The 14737-nt window shown below is 49.9% G+C and carries 17 protein-coding genes and 1 pseudogene; 16 read left to right on the top strand and 2 right to left on the bottom strand.

Features of this window, described 5'->3' with window-relative positions:
• Positions 1–224: 224 nt before the first annotated feature.
• The 9 genes from mdtH to OTG14_RS04240 all read left to right on the top strand — a co-directional run bounded on the left by mdtH (position 225) and on the right by OTG14_RS04240 (position 6901).
• Entirely contained in the window at positions 225–1433 is a 1209-nt protein-coding gene (mdtH, locus tag OTG14_RS04280; RefSeq protein ID WP_024909006.1) for a multidrug efflux MFS transporter MdtH, read from the top strand.
• Positions 1434–1556: 123 nt separating this feature from the next.
• Positions 1557–2117, top strand: coding sequence for a lipoprotein (locus tag OTG14_RS04275; protein ID WP_023311126.1), 561 nt, complete (start codon positions 1557–1559; stop codon positions 2115–2117).
• Between the two features lie 126 nt (positions 2118–2243).
• Positions 2244–3290: a dihydroorotase gene (gene pyrC / locus OTG14_RS04270; protein ID WP_032650832.1), complete on the top strand. Its 1047-nt coding sequence runs from the start codon at positions 2244–2246 to the stop codon at positions 3288–3290.
• A gap of 74 nt (positions 3291–3364) precedes the next feature.
• The gene (gene dinI / locus OTG14_RS04265; protein ID WP_008500826.1) at positions 3365–3610 is read left to right on the top strand and encodes a DNA damage-inducible protein I; all 246 of its coding nucleotides are present in this window, start codon (positions 3365–3367) and stop codon (positions 3608–3610) included.
• A 273-nt stretch (positions 3611–3883) separates the two neighbouring features.
• Complete coding sequence (gene bssS / locus OTG14_RS04260; RefSeq protein ID WP_008500827.1) at positions 3884–4138, top strand: biofilm formation regulator BssS; 255 nt, start codon at positions 3884–3886, stop codon at positions 4136–4138.
• A gap of 116 nt (positions 4139–4254) precedes the next feature.
• Entirely contained in the window at positions 4255–5373 is a 1119-nt protein-coding gene (gene solA, locus OTG14_RS04255) for an N-methyl-L-tryptophan oxidase (protein ID WP_208763754.1), read from the top strand.
• A 59-nt stretch (positions 5374–5432) separates the two neighbouring features.
• Entirely contained in the window at positions 5433–5546 is a 114-nt protein-coding gene (locus tag OTG14_RS04250; protein WP_032645429.1) for a DUF2770 family protein, read from the top strand.
• Positions 5547–5754: 208 nt separating this feature from the next.
• Positions 5755–6321, top strand: a complete 567-nt coding sequence (locus tag OTG14_RS04245) for a cytochrome b (RefSeq protein WP_267214633.1) — start codon at positions 5755–5757, stop codon at positions 6319–6321.
• Between the two features lies 1 nt (position 6322).
• A complete protein-coding gene (locus OTG14_RS04240) occupies positions 6323–6901 on the top strand; it encodes a YceI family protein (RefSeq protein WP_267214632.1) in 579 nt (192 codons plus the stop codon).
• A gap of 41 nt (positions 6902–6942) precedes the next feature.
• Here OTG14_RS04240 and trhO read toward each other — a convergent pair whose 3' ends face one another.
• A complete protein-coding gene (gene trhO, locus OTG14_RS04235; protein WP_024909001.1) occupies positions 6943–7992 on the bottom strand; it encodes an oxygen-dependent tRNA uridine(34) hydroxylase TrhO in 1050 nt (349 codons plus the stop codon).
• Between the two features lie 221 nt (positions 7993–8213).
• On the opposite strand from trhO, the gene OTG14_RS04230 reads away from it, so the two are divergent.
• From OTG14_RS04230 to OTG14_RS04210, 5 genes and pseudogenes are all read left to right on the top strand, one after another.
• Positions 8214–9140: a Kdo(2)-lipid IV(A) acyltransferase gene (locus OTG14_RS04230; protein ID WP_024909000.1), complete on the top strand. Its 927-nt coding sequence runs from the start codon at positions 8214–8216 to the stop codon at positions 9138–9140.
• A gap of 143 nt (positions 9141–9283) precedes the next feature.
• Positions 9284–10501 carry a multidrug efflux MFS transporter MdtG gene (gene mdtG / locus OTG14_RS04225; RefSeq protein ID WP_024908999.1) on the top strand — a complete coding sequence of 406 codons (1218 nt, stop codon included), beginning with the start codon at positions 9284–9286 and terminating at the stop codon, positions 10499–10501.
• A 543-nt stretch (positions 10502–11044) separates the two neighbouring features.
• Positions 11045–11737: a hypothetical protein gene (locus tag OTG14_RS04220; protein WP_267214631.1), complete on the top strand. Its 693-nt coding sequence runs from the start codon at positions 11045–11047 to the stop codon at positions 11735–11737.
• Complete coding sequence (locus tag OTG14_RS04215) at positions 11734–11934, top strand: hypothetical protein (RefSeq protein WP_048990092.1); 201 nt, start codon at positions 11734–11736, stop codon at positions 11932–11934. The genes OTG14_RS04220 and OTG14_RS04215 overlap by 4 nt, the downstream gene beginning before the upstream one ends.
• 199 nt (positions 11935–12133) lie before the next feature.
• Positions 12134–12521: pseudogene (locus OTG14_RS04210) on the top strand (IS4 family transposase); the annotation flags it as partial.
• A gap of 128 nt (positions 12522–12649) precedes the next feature.
• Here OTG14_RS04210 and OTG14_RS04205 read toward each other — a convergent pair.
• On the bottom strand, positions 12650–13075 hold the full coding sequence (locus OTG14_RS04205; RefSeq protein WP_267214630.1) for a class I SAM-dependent methyltransferase: 426 nt from the start codon (positions 13073–13075) through the stop codon (positions 12650–12652).
• 350 nt (positions 13076–13425) lie between these two features.
• On the opposite strand from OTG14_RS04205, the gene OTG14_RS04200 reads away from it, so the two are divergent.
• Positions 13426–13626: a hypothetical protein gene (locus tag OTG14_RS04200; RefSeq protein ID WP_267214629.1), complete on the top strand. Its 201-nt coding sequence runs from the start codon at positions 13426–13428 to the stop codon at positions 13624–13626.
• Positions 13627–13648: 22 nt separating this feature from the next.
• The gene (locus tag OTG14_RS04195; RefSeq protein WP_267214628.1) at positions 13649–14737 is read left to right on the top strand and encodes a DUF3800 domain-containing protein; all 1089 of its coding nucleotides are present in this window, start codon (positions 13649–13651) and stop codon (positions 14735–14737) included.

The raw sequence follows: 14737 nt of genomic DNA, 5'->3' as shown, positions 1-14737 counted from the left end.
TTCCCGTCACTTCAGCTTACCCATTAGCTTTACTATACCTGCGCCTGCGCCGTCTGTGAAAACAGTGACATACCATTTTCACCTCTTTTCACACTTTTCGATGAGAACTCTCTATCAAAGCACCCTTTTGATAAAAAAATATTGTCGCGTTCAGGGGTGGGAAAAAACGCGGCGACACCGCAGAATGTTAGCGTGCTCACCATCTTATTTTCCCTGGAGGGAAAATGTCCCGCGTATCACAGGCCAGGAGCCTGGGTAAATATTTCCTGCTCGTCGATAACATGCTGGTCGTGCTCGGCTTTTTTGTCGTTTTCCCGCTGATATCGATTCGCTTTGTCGATCAAATGGGCTGGGCGGCATTAATGGTTGGCATTGCCCTGGGGTTACGCCAGTTTGTCCAGCAGGGCCTGGGGGTCTTTGGCGGGGCCATTGCCGACCGCTTTGGCGCTAAACCGATGATCGTGACCGGTATGCTGCTGCGCGCGGCAGGCTTTGCCACGATGGCGGTCGCTCAGGAGCCGTGGCTGCTCTGGTTCTCCTGTTTCCTCTCCGGTATCGGGGGCACGCTGTTCGATCCGCCCCGCACCGCGCTGGTGGTAAAGCTGATTCGCCCGCAGCACCGCGGCCGCTTCTTCTCGATTCTCATGATGCAGGACAGTGCCGGGGCGGTTGTCGGCGCCCTGCTGGGAAGCTGGCTGCTGCAGTATGACTTCCGTCTGGTCTGTGCGGCTGGCGCGGTACTCTTTATTTTGTGCGCGCTGTTTAATGGCCTGTTCCTGCCCGCCTGGAAACTGTCGACGGTCAAAGCACCTGTCCGGGAAGGGCTTGGCCGCGTCCTGCGCGACAAACGTTTTGTCACCTATGTGCTGACATTGACGGGCTACTACATGCTGGCTGTGCAGGTCATGCTGATGCTGCCGATCATGGTTAACGACATTGCTGGCACGCCTGCTGCCGTTAAATGGATGTACGCCATCGAAGCCTGCCTGTCGTTAACGCTGCTTTATCCGATTGCCCGCTGGAGCGAACGGCGTTTTCGTCTGGAGCATCGCCTGATGGCCGGGCTGTTCCTGATGACGCTGAGCATGATGCCAATCGGCCTGGTGAACTCTCTCCAGCAGCTGTTTACCCTGATTTGCACCTTCTATATAGGGTCGATCATCGCCGAGCCTGCCCGTGAAACGCTGAGCGCCTCCCTTGCGGATGCGCGTGCGCGCGGCAGCTATATGGGTTTCAGCCGGCTGGGGCTGGCGCTTGGCGGCGCATTAGGTTACGCCGGGGGCGGCTGGTTGTTTGATGCCGGCAAAGCGTTAAACCAGCCCGAACTCCCGTGGATGATGCTCGGCGTGGTGGGCTTTATGACGCTTCTTGCCCTGTGGTGGCAGTTCAGCCAGAAACGCAGCGCGAGCGGCATGCTCGAGCCTGGCGCGTAGCCTTTCCCTCGGGCGGGAGTCCCTCCCGCCCCACTTCTCAGTTTTTTCTGCTGGTTTCTGCCCATTCACGCTGACATACTGGCGTAACAGGACAGAAGCGCCGATTTTTCGTTGAGGAACACTATGAAGAAAATTGTCTTTGCCGCTGCATTAGTTGTCAGCGGTCTGCTGGTTGGCTGTAACCAGCTCACGCAATATACCGTCAGTGAACAGGAAATTAATCAGGCGCTGGAAAAACATAACAATTTTTCTAAAGACATTGGCGTGCCGGGGCTGGCGGACGCGCATATCGTGCTCACGAATCTGACCAGCCAGATCGGACGTGAAGAGCCAAACAAAGTCACCCTGGCCGGTGACGCGGATCTTGATATGTCCTCCCTCTTTGGCAATCAGAAAGCCAACATCAAGCTCAAGCTGAAGGCACTTCCCGTGTTCAATAAAGAGAAAGGGGCGATTTTCCTCCAGGAGATGGAAGTCGTCGATGCGCAGGTGTCGCCGGACAAGATGGCGCCGGTTCTGCAAACTCTGATGCCCTATCTCAACCAGTCGCTGCGTAATTATTTCAACCAGCAGCCCGCGTACGTCTTAAGCGAAGATAAAAGCAAGGGTGAAGCTCTGGCGAAAAAATACGCAAAAGGCATAGAGGTTAAGCCAGGTGAAATCATCATTCCTTTCACCGATTAACCTGAAGGGCGCTGCGGCGCCCTTTTTTTTACGGAAAAGTGTGCAAACGAAAACGTTTCCGCTTATGATTTGTGTCCGGCAAAAACAGCCATCCTTATGACTGATTCCTGACAAGCCGGAGCTTCCATGACTGCACAACCCCAGGTTCTTAAAATCCGCCGCCCTGACGACTGGCATATCCATCTGCGTGATGGCGATATGCTGAAAACCGTCGTGCCTTATACCAGCGAAATTTATGGCCGCGCGATTGTCATGCCTAACCTGGTTCCACCAGTCACCACCGTCGATGCCGCGATAGCCTATCGCCAGCGCATCCTGGATGCCGTGCCTGCGGGACACGATTTTACCCCGTTGATGACCTGCTATCTGACCGACTCGCTGGACCCTAACGAAGTGGAGCGTGGGTTTAACGAAGGCGTATTTACGGCGGCGAAACTCTATCCGGCGAATGCCACCACCAACTCCAGCCACGGCGTCACCAGCATTGATGCCATCATGCCGGTTCTGGAGCGCATGCAGAAACTGGGCATGCCGCTGCTGGTCCATGGTGAAGTCACGCATGCCGAAATTGACATCTTTGACCGTGAAGCCCGGTTTATCGAGACCGTGATGGAGCCTCTGCGCCAGCGCCTGCCCGCGCTTAAAGTGGTCTTTGAGCATATCACCACCAAAGACGCGGCAGAGTACGTGCGCGACGGCAACGATCTTATCGCCGCCACCATTACGCCGCAGCACCTGATGTTTAACCGTAACCACATGCTGGTGGGCGGGGTGCGCCCTCACCTGTACTGCCTGCCGATTCTCAAGCGCAATATCCACCAGCAGGCGCTGCGCGAGCTGGTTGCCAGCGGGTTCTCCCGCGCGTTCCTCGGCACCGACTCCGCGCCTCACGCCCGCCACCGTAAAGAGGCAAGCTGCGGCTGCGCAGGCTGCTTCAACGCCCCAACGGCGCTTGCCAGCTACGCGACCGTATTTGAAGAGATGAACGCGCTGGAACATTTCGAAGCGTTCTGCTCCCTTAACGGCCCGCGCTTCTACGGCCTGCCGGTCAACGACAGCTTCATCGAACTGGAGCGTAAAGCGAGCCACGTTGAGGAGTCCATTGCGCTGACGGATGACACGCTGATCCCCTTCCTGGCGGGCGAAACCGTTAACTGGACGGTAAAACGTTAAAAAATCAATGCCCCTTGTTGTCAAACCGATAATATACCTGTATAAATAAACAGTATATTACACAGGGGGCATTTATGCGTATTGAAGTCACCATAGCCAAAACAACTGTTCTGCCTGCCGGCGCGCTTGATGCACTGGCAGGCGAATTATCCCGCCGTATTAACAACACCTTTCCCGACAACGCGGGTGCCGTAACGGTGCGTTACGCCGCGGCGAACAACCTCTCCGTCATTGGTGCGGCGAAAGAAGATAAAGATCGCATCAGCGAAATCCTGCAGGAAACGTGGGAAAGCGCAGACGACTGGTTCATCACGGATTAATACTGCTCCCTCATTGTGTTTTTTTGCCGGGTCGCCCCGGCTTTTTTTGTCTAAAAATACGGTAAGTTCAAATTAATTCGGCATCTTCTTTAAGAATCGTGAACAAGATGGTGTTTTATTGTTCGAACAATCCTAAAAAGCAGAAAAATGTGTTGCCACCTGTTTATTTTTCCCTTCGGAACCCTTATTACTTGGTATACTGAAGATGCTTTCAGAAAAACATGCATTGAACCTCAAAGCCGTTGTCTTCTAACACGCATTAAGGGGGTTATAATGGAAAAGAATAGTGAAGTGATCCAGACCCATCCACTTGTTGGCTGGGATATCAGTACCGTAGATAGCTACGATGCGCTGATGCTGCGTTTGCACTACCAGACCCCGAATCAACTCAACCGTGAAGAAGCGGAAGTTGGACAGACGCTGTGGCTAACAACAGACGTCGCCCGTCAGTTTATTTCTATTTTAGAGGCAGGTATTGCAAAAATAGAATCTGGCGACTATCAGGAAAATGAGTATAAACGGCACTAAGCTTATGCCCACTTTTCTCTCTACAGGCACCCTCGCGGTGCCTTATTTATTTCTCCCTTGTCTAACTCCGCGTTGTTAATTACTCTGCTAACAAAACGTCAGTTTATGAGATGCATATGAGATACGACTTAATCATTATTGGTAGCGGCTCCGTGGGTTCCGCTGCCGGTTATTACGCAACACAGGCAGGTCTGAAGGTCCTGATGATCGATGCCCACCGCCCTCCCCATGCGGAAGGCAGCCATCATGGCGATACCCGCCTCATGCGCCATGCGTATGGAGAAGGCGAGCGCTATGTCCCGCTGGTGCTTCGCGCCCAGACGCTGTGGGATGAACTGGCGAAACAGACCGAAGAGCGTATTTTCGAGCGTACCGGGGTTATCAACCTTGGTCCGGCTCATTCGGAATTTCTTGCCGGCGTCGAGCGCAGCGCGAAAGCCTTTAATCTGGACGTTGAGAAGCTGGACGCAACGGGCATAACCGCGCGCTGGCCTGAAATTAGCGTCCCGGACGATTATATTGGCCTCTTTGAAGCCCACTCCGGCGTACTGCATTGTGAAACAGCGATCAAAACCTGGGTCGACCTTGCCGCGAAAGCCGGCTGTGCACAGCTGTTTAACTGTCCGGTGGAGGCCATCACCCATGACGAGAATGGCGTCACGGTAACGACCATTGACGGCGACTACTCAGCCTCTCGCCTGCTCGTCAGCGCAGGAACATGGGTCACTCACCTGCTGCCGGAGCTGCCAATCCAGCCGGTGCGCAAAGTCTTCTCCTGGTTCCAGTCGGATGGACGCTACAGCGCGCAGAATAAATTCCCGGCCTTCACCGGGGAATTACCGAATGGCGATCAGTTCTACGGTTTCCCTTCCGAGAAAGACGCGCTGAAAATTGGTAAACACAACGGGGGCCAGGCGATCACCTCCCCTGAAGAGCGTAAGCCTTTCGGCGCCTTTCCTCAGGATGGTTCGGAAGCCTTCTCATTCCTGCGGAATATTCTTCCGGGCGTCGGTGGCTTGCTGTATGGCGCAGCCTGTACCTACGACAACACACCGGATGAAGACTTCATCATTGATACGCTGCCCGGGCATGACAACACCCTGCTAATCACCGGGCTGAGCGGCCACGGCTTTAAGTTTGCTTCCGTGCTGGGTGAAATCGCCGCGCAGTTTGCCCAGGGTATCACGCCGCAGTTTGATCTGACGCCCTTCTCACTCTCGCGTTTTAACGGATAATCCACACGGGCTCCGGACGTCCCGGGGCCCGGTTCACTCACACTGCATTACGGGGCGTTATGCGCAGGATCGTTAGCTTTCTGATGAATAATATTCGCGAGCACTTCATGCTCTATCTCTTATTGTGGGCGCTACTCGCCATTATTGATTTTGTTTACATTGTATTTTATTGAAAAGCCCGACTGACAATAATTGACATTTATTTAGCTTTATTGAAAATCTCAATTTCATCTTGCACGAAGACATTGAATTACCTTTATCAATCCTGTTCAAAAGCGCTGAAATAAATAAAATAAAAATCAATAGACAATTATTTCAGTTGCAATATCCCGTCTTCCCGTTCATTTTTACTTTCCGGTTAATTTGAAAATGGACATTCTGATGCAATTGCGTAACTCCTCCCGGCGCTACGGAATAATATCCATAGGTTTGCACTGGATATTTGCTCTTGCCGTCTACGGTATGTTTGGACTTGGGCTCTGGATGGTCACGCTCAGCTATTACGATGGCTGGTATCACCAGGCGCCGGAGTTACATAAAAGCATTGGTGTCCTGCTGATGCTGGGCCTGGTTTTCCGCGTGATCTGGCGACATATTTCCCCACCGCCGGCCGCGCCGAATACCCACAGCAAATTTACCCGCGTCAGTGCAGTCGCCGCGCATATTGCGCTCTATGCGCTGCTCTTCGCCATTCTGATTAGCGGATACCTTATCTCGACGGCGGACGGTAAGCCGATTAGCGTCTTTGGCCTTTTTGACGTCCCGGCAACGCTCAGCGATGCGGGCGTTCAGGCTGACACTGCAGGGGTCGTTCACCTCTGGCTTGCGTGGAGCGTCGTGATCCTGTCCGTACTTCACGGGCTTGCCGCCCTCAAACACCATTTTATTGATAAAGACGATACGCTAAGGCGCATGCTTGGCCGCTCGTCAGTTGACTCTGGAGCATAAAATGAAAAAACACCTGCTGGGTATCGCCCTGGGTTCTCTGTTATTCACCGCCGGTTCCGCCGTGGCGGCTGATTATAAAATTGATAAAGAGGGCCAGCACGCTTTCGTCAATTTCCGTATTCAGCATCTGGGATACAGCTGGCTGTACGGTACCTTTAAGGATTTTGACGGCACATTCACCTTTGACGAGAAAAATCCTGCCGCCGACAAGGTCAACGTGACCATTAATACTAACAGCGTTGATACCAATCATGCTGAACGTGATAAACATCTGCGCAGCGAGGAATTCCTCAATGTCGGGAAATACCCGCAGGCTACTTTCACCTCCACGGAAGTGAAAAAAGACGGTGATAAGCTGAATATTACCGGCAACCTGACGCTTAACGGCGTAACAAAACCGGTCACGCTGGAGGCTAAATTACTGGGTCAGGGTGACGACCCGTGGGGCGGAAAACGCGCAGGTTTTGAAGCGGCGGGTAAAATTCACCTGAAAGATTTTAATATCACAACGGATTTAGGCCCGGCGTCTCAGGACGTGGAGCTGATTATTTCCGTTGAAGGTGTACAGCAGAAATCATAATAGATTCGCCCGGCAGGCTTTTGCCGTGCCGGGCGTTATTATCATTCCGGGTCAGGGATACCCAGTTTGGTATTCAGACGGCCGCGTGATTTATTGAAAATCTTGTTGCCGTTTTCACGTCCTGCACGACGGCGACGCTGTTCTTCTTCCGGCAGGATGCTCTCTTCGCTGCACAATTCGCTACAGCAGCCGTTAAACTTCTCGGCACAGGCCGGGCACTGAATAAACAGCAGATGGCATCCGTCGTTTTTGCAGTTGGTATGGGTATCGCACGGCGCGCCGCACTGGTGGCACTGGGCAATAACGTCTTCCGAGATACGTTCCCCCATACGCTCGTCAAAGACAAAGTTTTTCCCGATAAAGCGTACCGGTAAACCCTGTTCACGGGCGCGGCGGGCATACTCGATAATGCCGCCTTCAATATGCCAGACCTTATTAAAACCGTTGTGCTTCATCCACGCGCTGGCTTTCTCACAGCGGATACCGCCGGTGCAGTACATAACGATCTTTTTATCTTTATGTTCCTGCATCATCTCAACCGCTTTGGGCAGCTGCTCGCGGAAGGTGTCGGCCGGGATTTCCATCGCGTTCTCGAAATGCCCCACTTCGTACTCATAGTGGTTACGCATATCAATGAACACGGCATCCGGATCGTCCAGCATCGCATTCACTTCCGCCGCCTTGAGATATTCGCCGACATCCGCCGGGTTAAACTCAGGATCGTCGATACCGTCCGCCACGATGCGTTCACGCACCTTCATGCGCAGCACCCAGAAGGATTTCCCGTCATCATCCAGGGCAATGTTCAGGCGTAAGCCGTCGAGGGCCGGATCGAAGTGATAAAGAACGTCGCGGAAAGCGCTGACTTTGCTTTCCGGTACGCTAATCTGCGCGTTGATGCCTTCACGGGCAAGGTAGACGCGTCCGAAGACGTTCAGGGCCGTGAACGCCTGATAAAGCGCATCGCGGGTTGCCTGCGGATCGTTGATCGTGAAGTATTTGTAGAAAGAGATGGTGGTGCGCGGTTCGGTTTCAGCCAACATACGCGCTTTTAACATCTCATTCGACACGCGGTTGTGTAACACTGGCATGGTGTACAGTCCTGGAATCGTTAGAGAGAATGAAAAATCGGTCGGCATCATATAGCAAATAAAACTAATTTACATCCACACAATTTACGCTACATTTCACACACCCTGATTAATCAGGCTTAACAATTGCTGTATTCGTGCACGCTTCGAAAGCAGATATTTTGGCTACGTCTAAAAAAATGAGACACTAGCAAAACAGGACGTTTGAACACAGGAAAGACATGACCCAGTTACCAAAATTTACTGCCGCCCTTTTGCATCCCCGCTATTGGTTGACCTGGCTTGGCATTGGCTTTTTATGGCTCCTGGTACAGCTTCCCTACCCTGTAATTTTTCGGTTGGGTAAATTTCTGGGCCGTTTCGCACAGCTGTTTATGAAGCGTCGCGCCAAAATCGCGTACCGCAATCTTGAGCTGTGTTTTCCGCAGATGAGCGAGACAGATCGTCACGATATGGTTTCGAAGAATTTCGAATCCGTCGGGATGGGGCTTATGGAAACCGGTATGGCGTGGTTCTGGCCGGACAAACGCATGGCCCGCTGGAGCGAGGTGACGGGAACCGGCATGGAGCCTGTGCATACGCTTCAGGCCAACCAGACGGGCGTTCTGCTGATCGGCGTCCATTTTCTGACGCTGGAAATCGGGGCACGCATGTTCGGCATGCAGGCACCCGGCATTGGCGTTTATCGTCCTAACGATAACCCGGTCATCGATTTAATCCAGACCAACGGCCGCATGCGCTCCAACAAAAGCATGATCGACCGAAAAGATCTGAAGGGCATGATCCGCGCACTAAAATCCGGTGAAGTGGTCTGGTATGCCCCCGACCATGATTATGGCCCGCAGGCCAGCGTATTTGTCCCCTTCTTCGCCGTTGACGAGGCCGCCACAACCACCGGCACCTGGATGCTGGCGCGGATGTCCAAAGCTGCCATCGTGCCTTTTGTTCCTCGCCGTAAACCGGATGGTTCAGGCTACGAGCTGATGATGCTGGAGCCGGAACTCGCGCCGCCGCTTGACGATGCAGAAACCACCGCACGCTGGATGAACAGCGTTGTGGAGAAGTGCATCATGCTCGCCCCGGAGCAGTATATGTGGCTGCACCGTCGCTTTAAAACGCGGCCAAAAGGCACGCCGTCCCGCTATTGATTTTCAACGTGCGGCCCTCAGGGCCGCATGCTGTTTTAGCTTTAAAAGCTCCCCCTCATTGCGGCAATCATAACCCAGGCGCATAATTAGCATGCTTATTACTTCATGCTTCAGGTGCTCAGCACCTCATTATGCGGATTGTTATGTCACCCTCAGATGCCCCCATAAACTGGAAGCGTAACCTCACGGTTGCGTGGCTTGGCTGTTTTCTTACCGGCGCGGCGTTTAGCCTGGTCATGCCCTTCCTGCCGCTCTACGTCGAACAGCTGGGCGTGACGGGTCACAGCGCGCTCAATATGTGGTCCGGCCTGGTATTCAGCATCACGTTCCTGTTTTCCGCGATAGCCTCGCCCTTCTGGGGTGGCCTTGCCGATCGCAAGGGACGTAAAATCATGCTGCTGCGCTCGGCGCTGGGGATGGCCATTATCATGGCGCTGATGGGCGTGGCGCAAAACGTCTGGCAGTTCCTGATCCTCCGCGCGCTGCTGGGCCTGCTGGGGGGCTTTATTCCCAATGCCAATGCCCTGATTGCCACACAAATTCCCCGCCATAAGAGCGGCTGGGCGCTGGGCACGCTTTCAACCGGCGGCGTGAGCGGCGCCCTGCTGGGGCCACTGGCCGGTGGACTCCTGGCCGATAGCTATGGCCTGCGGCCAGTTTTCTTTATCACCGCCAGCGTGCTGTTCCTGTGCTTTATCGTCACCCTGCTCTGTATTCGGGAAAACTTCACGCCTGTCGCCAAAAAAGAGATGCTCCACGCCAGGGAGGTGCTGACCTCGCTTAAAAATCCCAGACTGGTGCTGAGCCTGTTCGTGACGACAATGATTATCCAGGTGGCTACCGGGTCGATTGCCCCTATTCTGACGCTGTACGTTCGCGACCTGGCGGGTAACGTCAGCAATATTGCGTTCATCAGCGGGCTGATCGCCTCCGTACCCGGCGTGGCGGCGCTGCTGAGCGCCCCGAGGCTGGGAAAACTGGGGGACCGGGTGGGTCCGGAAAAAATCCTGATCTGCGCGCTGGTGATTTCCGTCCTGCTGCTTATCCCGATGTCGATGGTGCAAACGCCATGGCAGCTGGGCGTCCTGCGCTTTTTGCTGGGTGCCGCCGACGGCGCGTTGCTGCCCGCCGTACAGACCCTGCTGGTCTACAACTCCACGAACCAGATTGCCGGGCGTATTTTCAGCTATAACCAGTCATTCCGGGATATTGGTAACGTCACCGGACCGCTGCTCGGGGCCGGGATCTCCGCCAGCTTCGGTTTTCGCGCCGTCTTTATCGTGACGGCGGGCGTCGTGTTGTTCAATGCCATTTATTCGTGGTTCAGTTTATCCCGCGCGTTACGGCCCGTGACGGAATAAGACGAACGCCTGAAGCTTATTTTCGCATTCATACTTGCAGAATCTTATATTCAGCTATTCTTTCCCTGAAACCTTCTGGAAAACAGGGAGACACCAATGACCATGTACGCCACGCTGGAAGCAGCGTAAAGTAAAATACATCATAAATTTGTGCCATCATAATCGACTAAAACACTCTCATGAATCATCGTTGTACCGTTCCATTCATCTTCGTAGATACTGGTATCAATCCCTACCCTAGGTTGAAACGTATACCCCGTATAATTTACAAACTTCTGGTACTTCGCTGTTTGTACTGAAGCGCCATAGTACCTATGTCCAGAGTACTTAAACCCTGCCGAATCCTGGAGTACTATCTATACCCCATATGAGGATAAGGTGCCTGCATGTTCAATTACCTTGTATTCAAACTCACTGCAATTATAACGGCCTGCATACGCTTTTGGCGTGATCTGCCTCCATCGGTAGATACATCTTGTTTATTATTCGGAGGTTTATTACTGTTATGTGGGATATGGATAGGGAGAAACATGGGAAGGATTCATGAGCTACAACTCGCTTATACTGAACAAACTTGATGCTGATCGCTACATGGCTAACCTGCTGGATAAAAGCCTTGCTGGAGTTCAACAGCAAGCCGTACAACAGGCTCATTTAATATACTCTGGGGTGGAAAGGCTTTCGTGGTATAGCTCGTGCTTCCTCGACAACTACCAGGACGTATGTACACGTTTGAAGCAAGAAGATAAGAGGTTATTGAAGGCTCTTGTAGTACTCGTAAAACATCATGACACTATAAGAGAGATGCTTGAAATCTATATCAACTATATGTTTGAAAATCTCTCAGACCAGCGCATCAGGAACATTACGTTAATCTTGTCTAAAGCAGGAGCTGGGTTTACAACTGCCACCCTTACCAAGTTTACCATTGCGTACACTATCGCTACGTTAGCGGCTTCAAGTCTTTCAATGCAAGTATCGATCTCCTCGGCACTCACCAAATGGTCAACACGTGGTGTAGCTGCGGCGGGAATATATGGGTACGCACAGGTAGCTTCACAGGCTGCGGAACGTCTTTTACATAAACATAGTCGGTACTATAGAGATCTCTATAATCGTGATCTGGAAATGTTATACTTCCTGGTTGAACCAATAATTGATCGTGTTGACGTACACAACCAATACCAAAAAAGCGATAACGATATTGTTTCTGATATTCTTAGGATAGTACGATGAAAAAAATGTTTAGCGTGTGGTGGCAGGAATTAGTTAGGCTTGTTATGCAAGTTTATATACCTATTGGTTTAACTATTATTTTTGGTATGCTCGCCGTCACCTTTTGGGAAGATTATGCATTAATATCTACTGTTATATTCCTGATAGTTGCATTTATTGTCAGTGATCGTTTATTCAAACCAAAAAAGAAGCGTTGATATTGAATCAAGAAAAAGCCCCGCTTAATGGGCAATGCCGTTCAGTTAAGGAGCGGTTGACCGATTCTTTACCGCGGCACTATAACGGCTTCCACTACAGGGAGCCGTTTTCTTATGCCATTTCTCAACGACCTGCTCGTTTTCAGCGACGGTCCGCCCATGTCGCCGCCTGCCGGAGTTCTGATATGCCGGCGGTCATTTTGAGGTGAATGACGTGGCAGAGCATTATCACTCCCGGAGGGAAATCGAGGTTGGGTGCAGAAACCTGAAAAGCAGCATGCTGGATAATTCCCTGGTACTGAGAAGCCGCAGGGTTGACCTGCTGGAGCAGGAGGTCCGGGGAATGTTGCTGTTCTATAACCTGATACGGCGCGAGGCAGAAAACTAAAAAATGCCGTCAGAGATGTCAGTTCTGGTGAATACCGTCAATCCAGAAACAATTAGAGCACATGTGTGGAGATCTGGAAGCGGCGTTCATAACAAGACGCCTCCAGCCATTAAGGCCGAGGGCAGTTAAGATGTCAAAAATCCGTTACGCGGTGAACTCTCGTGCCGCACCGCTTAAGTGGGCGGCATTGAATGCGTGACGTCTTATTTTCACATTCATACTTGCAGAATCTTATATTCAGCTATTCTTTCCCTGAAACCTTCTGGAAAACAGGGAGACACCAATGACCATGTACGCCACGCTGGAAGAAGCGTAAAGTAAAATACATCATAAATTAGTGCCGTCATAATCGACTAAAACGCTCTCACAAATCACTTTCGTGCCATTCCATTCATCCTTGTAGATACTGGTATCAATCCCCACCCCAGGTTGAAACGTGTACCCCGTATCATCCACGAACTTCTGATACTTAGCAGTTTGTACTGAAGCGTCATAGTACCTATGTCCAGAGTACTTAAACCCGGCTGAACCCTGCGGTACTATCCATACACCATATGAGGATAAGGTACTTGCATGTTCAATCACCTTGTATTCAAACTCACTGCCCTTATAACGGCCTGTAAACGCTTCTGAAGTGTTGATCTTACCGAAAGGTGGATTGCCATAGGCAACATCATAGAACCGGTCTGGTGAGTACTGTAGAGCGTCACCTGTGATCCATTCCGCTTCTGGTAGTACCCTCTTCCCGATCATTACGTACTCTGGATTAAGTTCTACACATGTGATGTGCGTGGGTTTATTCCTTAAGTACTGGTAGTAACTGAGGCGACCGATACCCGCACATAGTTCGATACACTGACCAGTACAGCCAGCTTCAAGTATGAAATCCCATGCGAGCATTTCAGGGGTGAAGAAAGCACCAGTAGTCCCTATTCCATCACCTTTGTAGTTGTTGAAGATAAACTCTTTATTGTCTTATGTGAGTTGCTTATCAGAGTGGATTAAATCCATTACTTGAATGTGTAATGCTGATTCCTTTTTAGTAATTCTTGCCATAAAATACCCTTGTACAATTTGTGTACGGGTATTTAGGAGGGTTTGCAATGACTGAAGAACAATTTGAACGCGAGTACCCAAAAGATAAGTACCGTTATGTAAGACAAAGAATGCGTTCAAAAGGAACGATGCAACAAACAGAAATCGAAGATTTCGACATAATTCTTATAGAATCAGGTGAAGTAGTTCTAAAGGCAACACGTACAGAACATACAAACCTTAATGGATTTAAAACTACTGTTAATTGAGATTGGTAAGATGAATTATTACATGGATGAAAGCGGAAACACTGGTGATATTATTAACAGGAAAAAGGATATAAATTTTTCAAATCAACCTATTTTTGCTCATTCATGTATTGGCTTTAGTACTGAGAGTCTCAGGATGATCGAGGCTTTCATTACAGTATTAAAAAAAAGATTTGATATACCTGATAATCAAGAATTAAAATCAGAAGATTTTTATTTCAAAAACCCTAAATTAATTTTGTTAATATCTTTATTTTTGGTTGATCACAGCATCCCCATAATATGTGAGGTTGCAGATAAAAAACATAATATCTCAATAGCTATAGTGCAAAACTTGATTTTTCCTCAAAGTGATGAAAATGAGATACAACAAGCAAATGTCATACGAAACATGATAGCTGAGAGAATCACAGAACATGCACCAGAAGAATGTTTCAAGAGATATATGGAAATGTGTCAACTTCGAACAGAGAAGAGTTTCTATGATTTAATCGATGTTTTGAAGGCATTTTTTTCTGGGTCAAACCCACAGGATAATTTTGCATTAAAAATGATTGAAATCACAATCAGTGATTATGAAGAATTTAAAAAAGAAAACAATATTGACAGTGCTGCGAAATATTTTATGATGTTGCCTGATTTTGATAGTAGTGGTAATGAAGTGAAAATGTTACCATTAGTTTACAGCTTTTATAACATTGCAGCTCGTTTGAATAAACACCATAAAAAGAATCTCAAGAATATTAAAGTTATCCATGATACAACATATGAATATTCTAAAACACTAAAATATTGCTTGACCAACATTCTTAAATCAGAATTAAAAAATAAAGATAGCGTCCCAAATAGTGATTATGAATTGAAAGAGACTTTTGAACTTGTGTTCGAAGATTCTAAGAATAGCATTGGTATTCAAGTAGCAGACTTAGTAGCAGGATTCCTACAAAGATACATTAATGGCACGCTGTATAAACAAATTAAAGTTGAAAATATCTACCACGGTATTTTCGAACTATTGATAAAACAAAACCAGTTAAACAATCCGCTTGGAGTCAACTTTGTCTTACCCGAGACTAAGCGTTATTGGCTTTTTCATAAATTTGACTTGTAA

Origin of the sequence: Enterobacter pseudoroggenkampii (assembly GCF_026420145.1) — a bacterium.
Lineage (GTDB): Bacteria > Pseudomonadota > Gammaproteobacteria > Enterobacterales > Enterobacteriaceae > Enterobacter > Enterobacter pseudoroggenkampii.
Note: the sequence above shows the minus strand (reverse complement) of the source record. Positions and strands in the feature narration are given on the sequence as shown.